Source organism: Streptomyces virginiae (genome assembly GCF_000720455.1).
Lineage (GTDB): Bacteria > Actinomycetota > Actinomycetes > Streptomycetales > Streptomycetaceae > Streptomyces > Streptomyces virginiae.
Genome location: NZ_JOAK01000008.1, coordinates 164113 through 178785, shown reverse-complemented (window position 1 = coordinate 178785; position 14673 = coordinate 164113). Strand labels below are relative to the sequence as shown.

Below are 14673 nucleotides of genomic sequence, written 5' to 3'. Positions count from 1 at the left end.
GCCCTTACAGCAGTAGGCGGCGGGCCCGGCGGGCATGGCATCCCATGTGACTCTCCTCCGTGACATGTGCTACCCCACACCGCAGGAACTCGGGCTGGCCGCCCGTGCGCTGGCGGACGAACGACCGGGCGAGGTCCGGCTCCGCCAGGCCGGCACCTCGCGGGCCGGGCAGCCGATCTGGGTGCTGTCGGTCGCCGCGACGGTGACCGCCACGGCGACGGCCGGCCCGGTCGGTACGGCGGACGGGGACGCCCGCAGCGTCCTCGTCGTCGCCGGAGCGCACGCCAACGAGCCCGTCGGCGGCGCCACGGCGCTCTCGCTCGCCCACCGGCTGCTGCGCGACCCGGCGCCCCGGGCCGGCTGCGGCTGGCACTTCCTGCTCTGCGCCGACCCGGACGGCGCGGACCTGCACCGCACGCCCCGCCCGTACTCGCTCCTGGACTACCACCGGCACTTCTTCCGGCCGCCCGGCCCCGAACAGCCCGAGTGGGCGCCGTCTTTACTGCCCGCGGACCGGCTGCCGCCGGAGACCCTGGCACTGACCGCGCTCATCGACGAGTTGCGGCCCGTCCTGCAGGTCTCCCTGCACGCCACCGATCTCGGCGGCACCTGGGTTCAGCTCACCAGGGACATACCCGGCCTCGCCGAGCCGTTCGCCAAATCGGCCGCCGAACTGCGCATCCCGGTGGAGAACGGGGCCTCGGACGCCGCCGGCTGGCCCTCGCCCGGGCCCGGGATCTTCGTGATCCCGCAGCCGGGGAGCGAGGCCGCCGGGGCGTTCCACCCCGAGGACACCCGGCTGAGCACCTGGTACCACGCCCACCGCTACGACGGCACCACCGCGATCGTCGAAGTCCCCATGTGGGCCTCCGACCTGGTGGACGATCCCGCCCCGCACCCCGACCCGCGCGGCGCCCTGCGGATGCTGGCGGCGCGGCTCACGGCGGACGCAGCGCTCGTCGGCGCGGCCCGGGAGCGGGCCCGCAGCCGGGAGCGGGACCGGAGCCGGAGCCGGGACCGGGACGGGCCGCACCCGGGCGGCTGCGAGGACCCGGCGGCGGCCACGCTGCTGCGTGCGGTGGACTGGACGCTCGCACTGATCCCCCGGATCACCGCCGAGTGGACCGGTGCCGGCGCCCCCGCCGAGGCCACGGCGGCGTACATCGCCAGCATCGACGCCTTCGGGCGGCGGCTGTCGCTGCGCGCGGCGGCGATGCTGCTGCGGGTCCTGCGCGCCGAGGGGCATCCGGCGGCTCCCGGGCTGGACCGGCTGGTCACCGGGTGGTGCGAGGAGTTCGCGGCCCGGTTCGGGGCCCGCTGGATCCCGGTGGCCACCCAGGTGGAGCACCAGTCCCGGACCGTCCTGGCCGCCTACGGGAAGCTCGTGGCGGCCGACCGCGCCACGGGCAGGGCGTAGCGGAACTTGGGGTGCGCGGCGGCGCCGAGGCGGTCGTAGAAACGGATCGCCCCCTCGTTCCAGTCGGGGGTCTGCCACTGGACCTGCTCCAGGCCCAGCTCGCGGGCCAGCTGTGTCACGCCGTCCATCAGGGCGGCGCCCAGACCCTGGCCGCGGGCCGCCGCGGCCAGGTAGAGGCAGTCCATGTGCAGATAGTCCCGCGCGTCCCAGAACGCGAACTCGGCCGAGCAGGCGGCGTATCCGGCGACGACCCCGTCGGAGGTCTCGGCGAGCAGCACCCACAGCCGGGAGTCCTCGGCGAACAGCCGCGGGCCGAGCCGGCTCGCGAGGTCCGCGGGGCGGGGGGCCGACTTCTCGTACGCGACGTGCTCGTGGATGAGTTCGACCAGCCGGGGCAGGTCCCCGACACGGGCGCGGCGGATGACGGGCGTGTGTTCCATGACCCCCATCCTGCGCGGCCGGTCCCGGCGGCCGGTCGGCAGGGGGGCGGGGCGGGGGGCCGGCGAGGCGTGCCGCCGGCCCCGGGCTCAGCCCGCCGAGAGCCGGAAGCTCATGTTCCCGAAGCTGACCTGGTCCCCGTCGCGGACGACCGCGGAGCCCGTCACCCGGCGCCCGTTGACACTGGTCCCGTTGGTGGAGCCGAGGTCCTTGAGCACCCACACCCCGTCGCGCAGGCTCAGTTCCGCGTGCATCCGGGAGACGGTCTCGTGGCTGAGCCGCAGCCCGTTGCCGGGGTCGCGGCCGATCCGCAGGGCCGCCGCGCTCGGATGCGGCAGCAGCAGCTTGGGCAGCCGCTCGGCCGCCCAGGCGCGCCGGACCCCGGCGGACACCGCCGAGGCCCGGCCGACCCAGCCGAACAGCCGACGGGTCCACGGGCTTTCGGCGGCCTCCCTGGACTGGAGGTCGGCGGTCAGGACCGCGAGGTCCTCGGAACGGCGGGCCACCAGGGCGAGTTCCATGCGGCGCAGGAAGGTGTCGTGGGACAGCTTGCCGAGGGCCGCGCCCTCCCTGAGCTGGCCCAGCGCACGGTCTCGCTCGGCGTCCGACAGCCGCGGCGCGGGGAAGGCAGGAAGTTCGAAACTCGACGTCACAGGGTGATTGTCGGCCCGTCGGGGGCGGAGTGTCCAGAACTCCCCCGCCACGCCCGGAATGATGGGCACGATAGGCATGCTGGACACCGCCGACAGACGAGGGGACCGCCCGTGCAGTTCGAGGTGTGGGCGCCGCTGACGGGCCGGGTCGCGCTGCGGCTCGACGACGCGACGTACGACATGGCACGCGATCCGGACCGGGACGGCTGGTGGACCGCGCAGGCCCCCGCCGGGGACGGCAGCCGCTACGGCTTCCTCCTGGACGGGGACACCGCCCCGCTGCCCGACCCGCGCGGCCGCCGGCTGCCGGACGGACCCGACGGACTGTCGGCCGTCGTCGACTTCGAGGCCCTCGCCCCGCAGCACGCGCCCTCGCCGGGCGTCCCGCTCCAGGACGCGGTCCTGTACGAGCTCCACGTCGGCACCTTCACCCCCGAGGGCACCCTCGACGCGGCGGCTGCCCGGCTCGGCCACCTCACCGCCCTCGGCGTCACGCACGTGGAACTGATGCCGGTGTGCTCCTTCGCCGGCCGGCACGGCTGGGGCTACGACGGGGTCGCGCCCTGGGCGGTGCACGAACCGTACGGCGGCCCGGCCGGCCTGGCCCGGTTCACGGCCGCCGCGCACGCGGCCGGGCTGGGGGTGGTCCTCGACGTGGTGCACAACCACCTCGGCCCCTCCGGCAACCATCTCCCCGCCTTCGGCCCGTACTTCACCGACACCCACCACACCCCGTGGGGCTCCGCGGTGAACCTGGACGCGCCCGGCTCCGACGAGGTGCGCGCGTACCTCGTCGGCAGCGCGCTGGCCTGGCTGCGCGACTACGGGATCGACGGGCTGCGGCTCGACGCCGTGCACGCGCTGGCCGACGGGCGGGCGCTGACCTTCCTGGAGGAACTGTCCGCGGCCGTCGACGGGCTCGCCGCGGAGACCGGCCGGCCGCTGTTCCTGATCGCCGAGTCCGACCGGTGCGACCCTCGCACCACCACCCCGCGCGCCGCCGGCGGCCTGGGCCTGCAGGCCCAGTGGAACGACGACTTCCACCACGCGCTGCACTGCGCGCTGACCGGTGAATCCCAGGCCTACTACGCCGACTTCGCCGAGGCCCCGCTGGCCGCCCTGGCCAAGACCCTGACCCGGGTCTTCTTCCACGACGGCACCTGGTCGTCCTTCCGGGGCCGCACGCACGGCCGGCCGGTGGACCACCGCCGCACCCCGGCCCACCGGTTCGTCGGCTACGCCCAGACCCACGACCAGATCGGCAACCGGGCCCTCGGCGACCGGCTCTCGGCCTCCCTCTCCCCCGGACTGCTGGCGTGCGCGGCGACGGTGGCGCTGACCGGGCCCTTCGTGCCGATGCTGTTCATGGGCGAGGAGTGGGGCGCGCGCACTCCGTGGCAGTACTTCACCGACCACCCCGATCCGGCGCTCGCCGAGGCGGTGCGGTCCGGCCGGCGCCGGGAGTTCGCGGCGCACGGCTGGAAGGCCGAGGAGATCCCCGACCCGCAGGACCCGGCCACCCGGGACCGTTCCCGCCTGGACTGGTCGGAGCCCGAACAGCCGCCCCACGCCCGCCTGCTGGACTGGTACCGCACCCTGGTCGCGCTCCGCCGCACCCACCCGGACCTGCGCGACCCGGACCTGGCGGCGGTCCGGGTCGCCCACGACGAGGAGCGCCGCTGGCTCACCTTCCGGCGGGGCGACGTACGGGTGGCCGTGAACCTCTCCGCCGAGCCGGTGACGATCGCACTGGGCCGCAACGGGGTGCGCGTGCTGGCCTCCTGGGAGCCGCTCGCACACCCCGGGCCCGACGGGCGGATCCACCTGCCCGGCGAGTCGGCGGTGGTCCTCGGCCCCTGAGCGCGCCGGCCCGGGACGTGTATCAGTCGACGACGGCCAGCTCGCGCGGGGCGTTGTTCAGGCGGCGCCCGCCGTCCTCGGTGACGGTCACGATGTCCTCGATGCGGACGCCGAACCGGCCGGGCAGGTACACGCCCGGCTCCACGGAGAAGCACATGCCGGGGACCAGGGGCTGCTCCTCGCCCTCGACCATGTACGGGGGCTCGTGGGTGGTGACGCCGATGCCGTGCCCGGTGCGGTGGATGAAGCGGTCGCCGTAGCCGAATTCGGTGATCACGGCCCGTGCCGCCCGGTCCACCTCCTGGCAGGCGACGCCCGGCCGGACCGCCGCCACGCCTGCCTGCTGGGCCTCGCGGACGACGTCGTGGACCCGCTGCTCCTCGGCGGTGGGCTCGCCCACGTGCACCGTGCGGGAGATGTCGGAGCCGTAGCCGAAACGCAGGCCGCCGAAGTCGAGGACCACCATGTCGCCGTGGCGGATCACGCGGTCGCCGGCCTCGTGGTGCGGATCGGCCCCGTTGGGGCCGGAGCCGACGACGGTGAAGTCGACCTGCGAGTGGCCGTGCGTGCGCAGCAGGGCGGCCAGGTCGGCGGCGACGTCGGTCTCCCGGCGGCCGGCGAAGGGGAGGTGGAGGATCTGCGCGTAGGCGGCGTCCGCGGCGGCTGCCGCGGCGGCCATGCGCTCCAGCTCCCGCTGGTCCTTCACGGCACGGAGCATGGGCAGGCAGTTCGTCACCGGCGCGTAGGAGGTGCCCGGCAACTCCTGCTGGAGGCCGAGGAGATGCAGGGCCCAGGTGTTGTCGCTCACCCCGAAGCGGCCGCGGAAGTCCAGCAGCGGGGCGGTCAGGGCGTAGGGGTCCTTCCCGTCGGCCCAGTCCCGCAGGGTCAGCGCGGCGGCTCCGGGGGCCTTGGCCGCGTCGGGTGCCTCCAGGGCGGGCACGACGAGCACCGGGTCCTTCCCGGCGGCCAGGACGAGGAGGGTCAGCCGTTCGGTCTCGGCGGTGGGCCGGTATCCGGTGAGGTGGGTGAGGTCGGGGCCGGGGGCGATGAGCAGCCCGGCGAGCCCGGCGTCGGCGGCGCTCCGCGCGGCCGCGCTCATGCGGGCGGCGTAGTCGGCCGCGGTGAAGGGGGCGGGGCCGGCGGCATCGGTGTCATCGGTCATACGGGGGATCCTGCCGTGAGCCGTGCGGCCAGGGCAGCGGCCGCGCCGGTCAGGGCGCCGGGCGAGAGCAGTTCCGTACGGTGCACCAGGCGCGGGGCGGACAGCGGTACGGCGACGCCCGCGCCGGCGGCCTCGGCGACGCGGCGCGGGAGGAGGACCAGGCCGTGCCCGGCGGTGGCCAGCGCGCAGAGGGCGTGCACGTCGGTGCCCTCGTAGCGGACGGAGGCGCGGGCGGCGGTGAGCGGCAGGCCGACGCCGGGGGCGTCGATCCAGCGGGCGTCGGTGAGGTCGTCCAGGCGGACGGCGGCCCGCCGGGCGAAGGGGTGCCCGCCGGGGAGCAGCACGGCCAGGTCCTCCTCCCCGGCGCCCGTCACGGTGAGCGGTGCCACGTCGGGCAGCCGCAGCGGATCGCTCGGCGCGGCCGGGCCGTCGACCAGCCCGAGGTCACAGCCGCCGGTGGCCACGGCGGCGGGCACCTCGGACGGGGGCAGCACGCGCAGGGTGACCCCGGTGGCGGGCAGGGCGGCGAGCAGTCGCGGGCCCACGGCGAGCGGGGACGCGGCGAGCGTGACGCAGCCGGGCGGGGCCGCGGCCAGCCGCAGTACGTCGGCCCGCGCGGCGTCGAGCCGCAGCAGCAGCGGCCCGGCGTGCTCCAGGAGCCGCACCCCGGCCGGGGTCGGTGCGACGGGCCGGCGGGTGAGGAGCTCCGCCCGCAGGTCCCCTTCCAGCGCGGCGATGTGCTGGGAGACGGCGGACTGGGTGTAGCCCAGCTCGCGCGCGGCCCCGGAGAAGGAGGCCAGCCGGGCCACGGTGACGAAGGTGCGGAGCAGATGCGGATCCATGGCCATCAGGATCACTTATCGCAGGTGCACGAACAATCGTTGGCGCTGAAGGAGGGGGTGGTCACAAGATGATCCACATGACCACCGAACCCACCGCGCACACGGGGGTGGCGCGGATCGCCCTGGTCGGCGACCGCTCCCCGCACGTGAAGTCCCACACCCGGATCCCGCTCCTCCTCGACGCCCTCGCCACCCGCGACGGGCTCGTCCTCGACGCCTACTGGATCCCCACCGCCGACGCCGCTGCCGAGGCGGCCGCCGGGACCCTGGCCGGCTTCGACGCCGTGTGGGTGCTGCCGGGCAGCCCGTACGCCAGCGAGGCCGGGGCGCTGGCCGCGGTCCGGGTGGCCCGCGAGGAGGGCATCCCCTTCCTCGGGACGTGCGGCGGCTTCCAGCACACGCTGCTGGAGTACGCCCGGACGGTGTGCGGGCTGGCCGGCGTCGCGCACGCCGAGAACGACCCCGGTGCGGCGGACCTGCTGATCGCCCCGCTCGCGTGCTCGCTCGTCGGCCACGAGGGGCTCGTACGGGCCGAGCCCGGGTCGCTCGCCGAGGCCGCGCTGGGCGCGGAGCGGTCCATGGAGCGCTACCACTGCAACTACGGACCCGCCCCGCGGCACCTGCCGGCCCTCACCGCGCACGGGCTGCGGCTGTCGGGGCACGACGAGGACGGGCAGGTGCGCATCGCGGAGCTGCCCGGGCACCCCTTCTTCCTGGCCACGCTCTTCCAGCCGGAGCTCCAGGGGGACGGGACGAGGCCCCACCCGATCATCAGGGCCCTCGCCGTCGCGGCCGTCGAGCACGCCGCCGGACGGTCCGGCGGGATCGCGGCCGGGCGGTCCGGCGGGGTCGCGGCCGGGCTCGCCGCCACCCTGGCCGCGAGCCGGTCGGCCGGATAACGCGTCGCAGGACCACCCCGCAGATCGGCTATGCTGTGCATGCACATCGAACGGGTGGTCCGCCGCCCTTCGTGGTGGGTGTAGCTCAGTTGGTAGAGCACCTGGTTGTGGTCCAGGTGGCCGCGGGTTCAAGTCCCGTCACTCACCCTGATCCCCTGGGGTACGAGGTCTCCTCGTACCCCAGGGGTTTTTCGTTGCCTAGTCGCGGAGGAAGGCCTCCACCTCGGTGACGAAGGCCACGGGGGTCTCGTGCGGCGGGTAGTGCCCGGCGCCGGAGATCGTCTGGACGCGGCAGTTCGGGTACCAGACCTGCCAGGTGGCGCGCATCACGTCGGCGGTGAGCGCGAGGTCGTACTCCCCGACCAGGACGAGCACCGGGACCGTGTTGCCCTTGACGGCGGCGGACAGGTCCAGGGACTGCCAGCTCGCGAGGTAGTCGGCGAAGGCCTCCGGCCGGGAGACCTCCAGGGAGTGGGCGACCATGGCGGCGATCCAGCGGCGGCTCGCCCGGTTGCCGGTGACGAGGTCGAGGATGGCGCGCCGGTTCTCGGGGCTCTCGGCGGCACCGAAGAAGAGCGCGTGGGTGGCGTCGTCCATCGCGTACGGCGCGGCCGGGACCGGGTTGATCCCGACCAGCTTCTCGATCCGCTGCGGGGCGCGGACGAGGACCTGCTGGGCGGCCTTGCCGCCCATGGAATGGCCGAGCAGGGAGAAGGTGTCCCAGCCGAGCTGGTCGGCGAGTTCGAGGACGTCGTCGGCGATCTCGGGGAGGGTGTGGCGGCCGGTGACGTCCCGGCGTTCGCCGTAGCCCCGGTAGTCGAGGAAGGCGTACGAGAACCCCTCGGGGTCGAAGTGGTCCAGCACGGAGCCCCAGTTGGCGGACGTACCGAACCAGTCGTGCAGCACGATGACGCGGACGGGTCCGGTGCCGATCCGGCGGTGGGCGATGGCCATGCGTTCTCCCTCGGTGACTCAGGTGGTGACAACCGACGCCGTACGTCATGCCCATCGCGCCTACCATCACACCGTGAGCCCGACATCACGCACGGACCGGCTGGTCATGGGGGACTTCTCCCGGGCCGACGGCGCCCGGCACCCCCATCACCCGCGCAGCTACGAGATCACCGATGCCGCCGAGGCCGCCGAGGTACGGGCCGTGCGGGAGCTGGGCCGGGCGCGCGCGGCCGGGGCGGGCGACGACCTGTTCGGCTGCTCCTGCGGGGACGACGACGGGACCCGGCACGCCACTCCCGAGTCGAACCGGCTGCTGGACCCGCTGTCCCCCGACGGGATCCCGGCCCGTCACAGGACCCGCTGGGTGGCGGCGGCGCCGGCCGCGCTGCGGGAGTACGCCGGGGCCCTCGCCGCGGGCGCCGAGGATCCCGCGGCGCCGCGCGGGGTGCCGCTGAGCGTGGCCTTCGGCTGGCTGGGCGCCGTACGGCGGGAGCCGCGCGACGCGGCGTGGCTGCTCGCCGAACGGGCCCCGCTGCGCCTGCTGGCCGGGGCCGCCACCGCGGAACTCGCCTGGGCGGTGCGGGAGTCGGACCGCGCCGGGCTGGAGGGCGCCGTGCGGTTCTTCGCGGGCGAGGAGTTCACCACCCGCCATCCGAAGCGGCGCCGGGTCCCGGACACCGCCCGGGACATGCTGCTCCGGCACGCCCGCAGCCACCGCCCCGCGGACCTGGCGGTCCTGGAACGGCGGCTGCTGCGCGCACCGGAGGACCGGATCAGGCGGTCCTGAGCGCCGGGTCGGAGACGCCCGGGGCGCCGGTCTCCACGTGCCCCGCGAAACGCCGCAGGAAGGTGGTGTCGAGGTCGGAGACGACCTTGACGTCGTACCAGCGGCCCGTCGCACCCAGGTTCACGGTGTGGGTGACCGTGGCGCCGGCCAGGACCCGGAAGGTCTGGGCCGAGCCGCCGTAGGCGTTGGTCACCGTGAGGTTGACCGCGGCCGTGCCGGAGTTGGTCATCGTCAGCGCCAGGTTGCCGGTGGCGCTCACGTGGCGGGCCGTGACCTCGGGGCCGGCCTTCTTCGCCGGGCCCGTCCAGGTGCGCAGGAAGCCGTTGGGGCCCCACACCGTCAGGTTGATCTGGTTGCCGGTGGAGCTGCTGGTGGACCAGGTGTCCGACAGGGTCTTGCCCGCCTCGACCGTGTAGGGCCAGGGGCCGTCCGTGCGGTTGCCCGACGTGCTGTGGAAGTGGGCGCCCAGGGTCGGGCCGGAGGCGAAGGTGAGGGTGAACTTGCCGGTGGAGACGGTGCGGGAGCCGTCCACGTAGGGGGCGTAGCCGAGCGCGCGGGTGGGCTTGGACCCGGCCTCCTGCGGGGGCAGGGCGCCCGTCGCCGGCGGCGTCGGGTGGTAGGACGGGTGGCGGTCCTTGTCCGGCGGGACGTACGCGGCCGTGGACGGCAGCGCGGCGGGCGCGGCGTCGGCCCGGGTGAAGTCGAAGGCCGAGGTGAGGTCGCCGCAGACGGCACGGCGCCACGGGGAGATGTTCGGCTCGTGCACCCCGAAGCGCTTCTCCATGAAGCGGATCACCGAGGTGTGGTCGAAGGTTTCGGAGCAGACGTAGCCGCCCTTGCTCCACGGGGAGACCACGATCATCGGGACGCGCGGGCCCAGCCCGTACGGTCCGGCCGCGTAACCGCCGCCGCCCGCGTAGAGGTCCTTCGAGACGTCCGCGGTGGACAGGCCCCAGGCGGAGGAGGCCGGCGGGTACGGCGGGACCACGTGGTCGAAGAAGCCGTCGTTCTCGTCGTAGGTGATGAACAGGGCGGTCTTCGCCCACACCGCCGGGTTCGCCGTCAGCGCGTCCAGGACCTGCGAGATGTACCAGGCGCCGAAGTTCGTCGGCCAGTTCGAGTGCTCACTGAACGCCTCCGGGGCGGCGATCCAGGAGACCTGGGGCAGGGTGCCGTTCACCACGTCGGCGCGCAGCCGGTCGAAGTAGCCGTCGCCCGCCTTGACGTTCGTGCCGGTGCGCGCCTTCTCGTACAGGGCGCTGCCGGGCTGGGCGTTGCGGTAGGTGTTGAAGTACAGCAGGGAGTTGTCGCCGTAGTTGCCGCGGAAGGCGTCGTTGATCCAGCCCCAGGATCCGGCGGCGTTCAGGCCGTCGCCGATGTCCTGGTAGACCTTCCAGGAGATCCCGGCGGACTCCAGGCGCTCGGGGTAGGTCTTCCACCCGTAGCCGGCCTCCTGGTTGCCGAGGACCGGGCCGCCACCGGCGCCGTCGTTCCCGGTGTGGCCCGTCCACATGTAGTAGCGGTTCGGGTCCGTGGCGCCGATGAAGGAGCAGTGGTAGGCGTCGCACACGGTGAAGGCGTCGGCGAGGGCGTAGTGGAACGGGATGTCGTTCCGGGTCATGTACGACATGGTCGTGGCCGTCTTGGCCGGGATCCACTTGTCGTACTTGCCGTTGTTGTAGGCCTGGTGGCCGCCGGCCCAGTCGTGGTTGAGGCCCTCCAGGAACTGCATGCCGAGGTCCGCGATCTGCGGGTGGAAGGGCAGGATGTCCTTCGTCCCGTTCGACTGGTGGAAGACCGTCTTGCCGTTGTCCTGGAGCACCGGCCGCGGGTCGCCGAAGCCCCGGACTCCCTTCATCGCGCCGAAGTAGTGGTCGAAGGACCGGTTCTCCTGCATCAGGACGACGATGTGCTCGATGTCCTGGATGGTTCCGGTGGTGCCCTGCGCCGAGATGGCGGCGGCCCGCGCGATGCTGTCGTTCAGCATCGTGACGGCGGCCGTGCCGCCGGCTATCTGCAGGAACCTGCGACGGTTGAGTTCTGCCATGGGGTGACGACCTCTGGGGGTGAGGGGGGAGTCGAGGGGCGCCCCAAGGACAGCGGTCCCGGGGTACCGGGCGGAGATGTCTTCGTGACACCGCGCCGTACACCTGGAGAACGGACGGCGTTCCGGTACGGCCCCGCGCGCCCTGCGGCCCGCCGCTGCCGCGCCGCTGGGAGGGTACGGCGAACCGCCCGCTCACAACAGACCGCGCGAACGGGCCACATGGCCGGAACGACGCGTTCCTACTCATCCGGACCGCGCACCGGACCGCCGCCACTTGAGCATCCGTACTCAGGCCCGGGCGCACCCGCCCTTGCCATCGTGTGGACATGTTCATCGAGCCGTGTGACCCGCCCCGGAGCGCCGGGCCGACCGCCGTCGGCAGCTTCCTGCCCGACGAGGTGCTGTCCTCGGAGGCCCTCCAGGCGGAGGTGGCGCGCCGCAGTGGCCTGGCGCTGCCGCCGAGGCTGCTGACGCAGGCCACCGGGATCGTCTCCCGCCGGGTCGCGGGCGAGGGAGTGTACGCCTCCACGCTGGCCGTGGGCGCCGCCCGCCGGGCGCTGGACTCCGCCTCGCTCTCCCCCCTCGACATCGACCTGCTGCTCTTCGCCTCCGCCTCCCGCGACGTGGTCGAACCGGCGACCGCGCACATCGTGCAGGCGGAGCTGGGCTCGCGGGCCCACGCCCTGGACGTCACCAACGCCTGCAACAGCTTCGTGGGCGGCATCGACCTCGCCCGGTCGATGGTCCTCGCCGGGCGGGCCCGGCGGGCCCTGGTGGTCACCGGCGAGACCCCGAGCCGGGCGGTGCGCAAGGACCCGTCCGGACTCGCGGAGCTGCGCGACGGGTTCGCCGGCTACACCTTCGGCGACGCCGGCGCGGCCGTGGTGGTGGAGGCCGTGGAGCGCGGCGGCATCCTCGACGTGGACACCGAGACCCACTCGGAGCACTGGCAGGTCGGGGGCATACCCGGCGGCGGCTCGCGGCACCCGCGCGGGGACGCGTACACCTACTTCCGCGGCGACGGGCACGAACTGCGCGGCGTCTTCGAGAAGGTGGGCACCGCCGTCATCGACCGGACGCTGCACCGCACGGGGATGTCCTGGGACGGCTTCGCGAAGGTGCTCGTGCACCAGGTGACCGTCCCCTACCTGGAGCGGTTCGCCGAACTGACCGGGGTGCCCGCCGACAAGCTGGTGGTGACCGTGCCGGAGCTCGGCAACATCGCGAGCGCGAGCATCGGGGTGCAGCTGGACCGCGTGTTCCCGCAGCTGGCGCCGGGCGAACGGGTGCTCTTCGTCGGCCTGGGCGGCGGCATCAGCATCATGACGATGGTCTGGGAGAAGTCGTGAACCGCCTGTGGGTCGTGGTGCCCGCCCACGAGGAGGAGGCGCGGCTCGCGGACACCCTGCGGGCGCTCGCCGCGCAGCGGGACCGCGAATTCACCCTGCTCGTCGTCGACAACGCCTCGGCGGACGGCACGGGCGACCTCGCCCGGGAGTTCGCGGCCCGCGCCCCCTTCCCGGTGGAGGTGATCGAGGAGCCCGAGAAGGGTGTCGGCTCCGCCGTGGACACCGGTTTCCGGTACGCGATCGGCCGGGGCGCGGCGCTCCTCGCCCGCACCGACGCAGACTGCCTGCCCCGGCCCGGCTGGACGGCGGCCGCACGGGGCGCGCTCACCCGCCGCCCCGGGCTCGTGTGCGGGCGGATCGTGGCCCGGCGCGACGAGCACGGCCCGCTGGGCCGGGCCGGTTTCGGTGTGCTGGTGGCGCTCGCCGCGCTCTTCGGCCGGCTGCGGCCGCGGCACGCCCGCCGCCACGGCTACCGGGCTCCGTACCGCATGCACGCCGGGAACAACATGGCGATCACCGCCGAGCTGTACCTGGCCGTCGGCGGCATGCCGCGGCGCCCCTCGCCGACCGACCGGCTGTTCCTCAACGCCGTGCGCCGCCACACCGACCGGATCGTCCACTGCCGGGAGATGGTCGTGGAGAACTCGACGCGGCGCCTGCGGGCCTACGGGATCGCCGGCACCGCCCGCTGGTACCTGGACCAGGGCAGCGGCACCCACGGAACGGACGACCCCCGCTGATGCTGGACCGACTCGACCACGCGCTGCGCAGCCGCCCCGAGCGGCCCGCCGTGCTCACCGCCACCCGTACCGGCGCGCCCCGGGTGCGGGCCACGCGCGGCGAACTCGCCGAGCTGGCGGACGCGTTCGCCGCGGCCCTGCACGCGCGCGGGCTGCGCGCCGGGGACACCGTCGGGGTCGCCGTGCGCCCCGGGCCGCGGGCCCTCGCCGTCCTGCTCGCGCTGTGGCGCCTCGGCCTGCGCGGGGCCGTCCTGGACCCGGGCGCCGGGCCCGACGTACTGCGGGCCCGTCTGGCGCTGGCCCGGCCCGCGCTGGTGCTGGCCGACGCGGCCGCGCAGGCGGTGGCGGGCTGGGCCCGGCCGCTGGCCCGCCGGGCCGGGCTCGCGCTGCCGGACCTGGCGGGCCTCGGGCCGGTGGCCACGGTCGGGCCCCGGCTGCCGGGGTGCGCGCCCTCGCTGGACCTGGGCGCGCCCCGGCGTGGCCTGCCCGCGCGCGCCGCCGTGGACGGCGACGCCGACGCGGTGATCGTGTTCACCTCCGGGACCACCTCCCGGCCGCGGGCCGTGGTGCACACCCGGGCGAGCCTTTCGGCCGGCATGGCCACGGTCGCGTCCCTCTTCGGCGCCCGCGGGGACGAGCCGGTGCTCGGCGGGACCTTCTTCGTCCTCGTCCCCTCCCTGACGCGCGGCGCCGCCGTGGCCCTGCCGGCCGGCAACGCCCGGGTGCTGGCCCGGCAGTTGCACCGGCTGCGGCCCTCGGACACCTATCTGACCCCGCCCCGGCTGCGGGACGCGCTGGGCGCAGGGGACCGGTTCCACGGCCGGGTGTGGACGGGCTCCGCGCCGGCCGGCGCCGGCCTGCTGGAACGCGTACGGGACGCGGGCGCGGCCGAGGCCTGGGGCGTGTACGCGCTCACCGAGCTGTTCCCCGCCGCCGCGGTCGAGTCGCGGGAGAAGTCCGCCTTCGACGGGGCCGGGGACCTGGTCGGGGCCCCGCTGCCCGGCGTACGGGCCGGCCGGGACGAGGCCGGAGAGCTGCTGCTGGCCGGGCCGGCGGCCCGCCACCGCTACCTCGGCGAGGAACCCGATCCGTGGGTGCGTACGGGCGACCGGGCGCGGCTGGACGCCGCGGGCCGGATCGTCCTGGAGGGCCGGTGCAAGGACATGGTGCTGCGCGGGGCCGAGAACATCTACCCGGGGCTGTACGAGCCCGCCCTGCACGTGCCGGGGGTGGAGCTGGCCGTGCTCGTCGGGATCCCGGCGGGCGACGGCGACGAACGCCTCGTCGCCGTCGTACAGCCGCAGCGCGGCGCGGACGAACCGGCCCTGCGCGCGGCCCTGTCGGGGCCGGTCGCCCGGATGGGCACGGCCCGCCCGGACGAGGTGCTCCTCGCGCGGATCCCGCTGTCGGGACGCTCCCGCAAGCCGGACCGGGCGGCGACGGCCGCCCTGGCGGCCCGCCACCTGGGCCCGGCATGACGCCCGGACCCGGCGTGTCGCCCGGACCCGGTGCGCCTCCGGAGCCG

At 75.1% G+C, this 14673-nt stretch carries 13 protein-coding genes and 1 tRNA gene; 8 read left to right on the top strand and 6 right to left on the bottom strand.

Annotation, left to right across the window (positions count from 1 at the left end; genetic code table 11):
* The first annotated feature begins 46 nt into the window (after positions 1-46).
* The gene (locus tag IG86_RS0115725) at positions 47-1417 is read left to right on the top strand and encodes a M14 family zinc carboxypeptidase (RefSeq protein ID WP_030824437.1); all 1371 of its coding nucleotides are present in this window, start codon (positions 47-49) and stop codon (positions 1415-1417) included.
* Here IG86_RS0115725 and IG86_RS0115720 read toward each other — a convergent pair.
* Positions 1372-1857: a GNAT family N-acetyltransferase gene (locus IG86_RS0115720; protein ID WP_030824434.1), complete on the bottom strand. Its 486-nt coding sequence runs from the start codon at positions 1855-1857 to the stop codon at positions 1372-1374. The two genes, IG86_RS0115725 and IG86_RS0115720, sit on opposite strands and share 46 nt — an antisense overlap.
* Positions 1858-1944: 87 nt before the next feature.
* Complete coding sequence (locus tag IG86_RS0115715) at positions 1945-2508, bottom strand: DUF1707 and FHA domain-containing protein (protein ID WP_030824432.1); 564 nt, start codon at positions 2506-2508, stop codon at positions 1945-1947.
* 111 nt (positions 2509-2619) lie between these two features.
* On the opposite strand from IG86_RS0115715, the gene treZ reads away from it, so the two are divergent.
* Positions 2620-4368, top strand: a complete 1749-nt coding sequence (treZ, locus tag IG86_RS0115710) for a malto-oligosyltrehalose trehalohydrolase (RefSeq protein ID WP_030897308.1) — start codon at positions 2620-2622, stop codon at positions 4366-4368.
* A 22-nt stretch (positions 4369-4390) separates the two neighbouring features.
* On the opposite strand, the gene IG86_RS0115705 is transcribed toward treZ, so the two are convergent.
* Complete coding sequence (locus IG86_RS0115705; RefSeq protein ID WP_030897306.1) at positions 4391-5530, bottom strand: aminopeptidase P family protein; 1140 nt, start codon at positions 5528-5530, stop codon at positions 4391-4393.
* Positions 5527-6372 (bottom strand): LysR family transcriptional regulator, encoded by an 846-nt coding sequence (locus IG86_RS0115700; protein ID WP_037848558.1) that lies wholly within the window; start codon positions 6370-6372, stop codon positions 5527-5529. Before IG86_RS0115700 ends, IG86_RS0115705 begins: the two co-directional genes overlap by 4 nt.
* 77 nt (positions 6373-6449) lie before the next feature.
* On the opposite strand from IG86_RS0115700, the gene IG86_RS0115695 reads away from it, so the two are divergent.
* Positions 6450-7271 carry a CTP synthase C-terminal region-related (seleno)protein gene (locus tag IG86_RS0115695; protein ID WP_051785205.1) on the top strand — a complete coding sequence of 274 codons (822 nt, stop codon included), beginning with the start codon at positions 6450-6452 and terminating at the stop codon, positions 7269-7271.
* Positions 7272-7345: 74 nt separating this feature from the next.
* Positions 7346-7418, top strand: a tRNA-His gene (locus tag IG86_RS0115690).
* Between the two features lie 51 nt (positions 7419-7469).
* On the opposite strand, the gene IG86_RS0115685 is transcribed toward IG86_RS0115690, so the two are convergent.
* Positions 7470-8225 carry an alpha/beta fold hydrolase gene (locus IG86_RS0115685; RefSeq protein ID WP_030824417.1) on the bottom strand — a complete coding sequence of 252 codons (756 nt, stop codon included), beginning with the start codon at positions 8223-8225 and terminating at the stop codon, positions 7470-7472.
* Between the two features lie 73 nt (positions 8226-8298).
* Here IG86_RS0115685 and IG86_RS0115680 point away from each other — a divergent pair, with 73 nt between their 5' ends.
* Positions 8299-9012 (top strand): hypothetical protein, encoded by a 714-nt coding sequence (locus IG86_RS0115680; RefSeq protein ID WP_157854832.1) that lies wholly within the window; start codon positions 8299-8301, stop codon positions 9010-9012.
* On the opposite strand, the gene IG86_RS0115675 is transcribed toward IG86_RS0115680, so the two are convergent.
* The gene (locus IG86_RS0115675; protein ID WP_030897298.1) at positions 8999-11059 is read right to left on the bottom strand and encodes a phosphocholine-specific phospholipase C; all 2061 of its coding nucleotides are present in this window, start codon (positions 11057-11059) and stop codon (positions 8999-9001) included. The genes IG86_RS0115680 and IG86_RS0115675 overlap by 14 nt on opposite strands.
* Positions 11060-11385: 326 nt before the next feature.
* Between IG86_RS0115675 and IG86_RS0115670 the strand changes: the two genes are divergently transcribed.
* Genes IG86_RS0115670 through IG86_RS0115660 form a run of 3 tightly spaced genes read left to right on the top strand, consistent with a single transcriptional unit; the run spans position 11386 to position 14626 of the window.
* A complete protein-coding gene (locus tag IG86_RS0115670; RefSeq protein WP_030824408.1) occupies positions 11386-12408 on the top strand; it encodes a 3-oxoacyl-ACP synthase III family protein in 1023 nt (340 codons plus the stop codon).
* Positions 12405-13148, top strand: a complete 744-nt coding sequence (locus IG86_RS0115665; RefSeq protein ID WP_234315997.1) for a glycosyltransferase family A protein — start codon at positions 12405-12407, stop codon at positions 13146-13148. Before IG86_RS0115670 ends, IG86_RS0115665 begins: the two co-directional genes overlap by 4 nt.
* Positions 13148-14626: a class I adenylate-forming enzyme family protein gene (locus IG86_RS0115660; protein WP_030897294.1), complete on the top strand. Its 1479-nt coding sequence runs from the start codon at positions 13148-13150 to the stop codon at positions 14624-14626. The genes IG86_RS0115665 and IG86_RS0115660 overlap by 1 nt, the downstream gene beginning before the upstream one ends.
* Positions 14627-14673 lie beyond the last annotated feature (47 nt).

What these genes read in the sequence shown, in the direction of transcription:
- IG86_RS0115660 (WP_030897294.1), top strand. Translation starts at nt 13,148, where the DNA reads ATGCTGGACCGACTCGACCACGCGCTGCGCAGCCGCCCCGAGCGGCCC.
- IG86_RS0115675 (WP_030897298.1), bottom strand. Translation starts at nt 11,059, where the DNA reads ATGGCAGAACTCAACCGTCGCAGGTTCCTGCAGATAGCCGGCGGCACG.
- IG86_RS0115685 (WP_030824417.1), bottom strand. Translation starts at nt 8,225, where the DNA reads ATGGCCATCGCCCACCGCCGGATCGGCACCGGACCCGTCCGCGTCATC.
- IG86_RS0115700 (WP_037848558.1), bottom strand. Translation starts at nt 6,372, where the DNA reads ATGGATCCGCATCTGCTCCGCACCTTCGTCACCGTGGCCCGGCTGGCC.
- IG86_RS0115720 (WP_030824434.1), bottom strand. Translation starts at nt 1,857, where the DNA reads ATGGAACACACGCCCGTCATCCGCCGCGCCCGTGTCGGGGACCTGCCC.
- IG86_RS0115695 (WP_051785205.1), top strand. Translation starts at nt 6,450, where the DNA reads ATGACCACCGAACCCACCGCGCACACGGGGGTGGCGCGGATCGCCCTG.
- IG86_RS0115670 (WP_030824408.1), top strand. Translation starts at nt 11,386, where the DNA reads ATGTTCATCGAGCCGTGTGACCCGCCCCGGAGCGCCGGGCCGACCGCC.
- IG86_RS0115705 (WP_030897306.1), bottom strand. Translation starts at nt 5,530, where the DNA reads ATGACCGATGACACCGATGCCGCCGGCCCCGCCCCCTTCACCGCGGCC.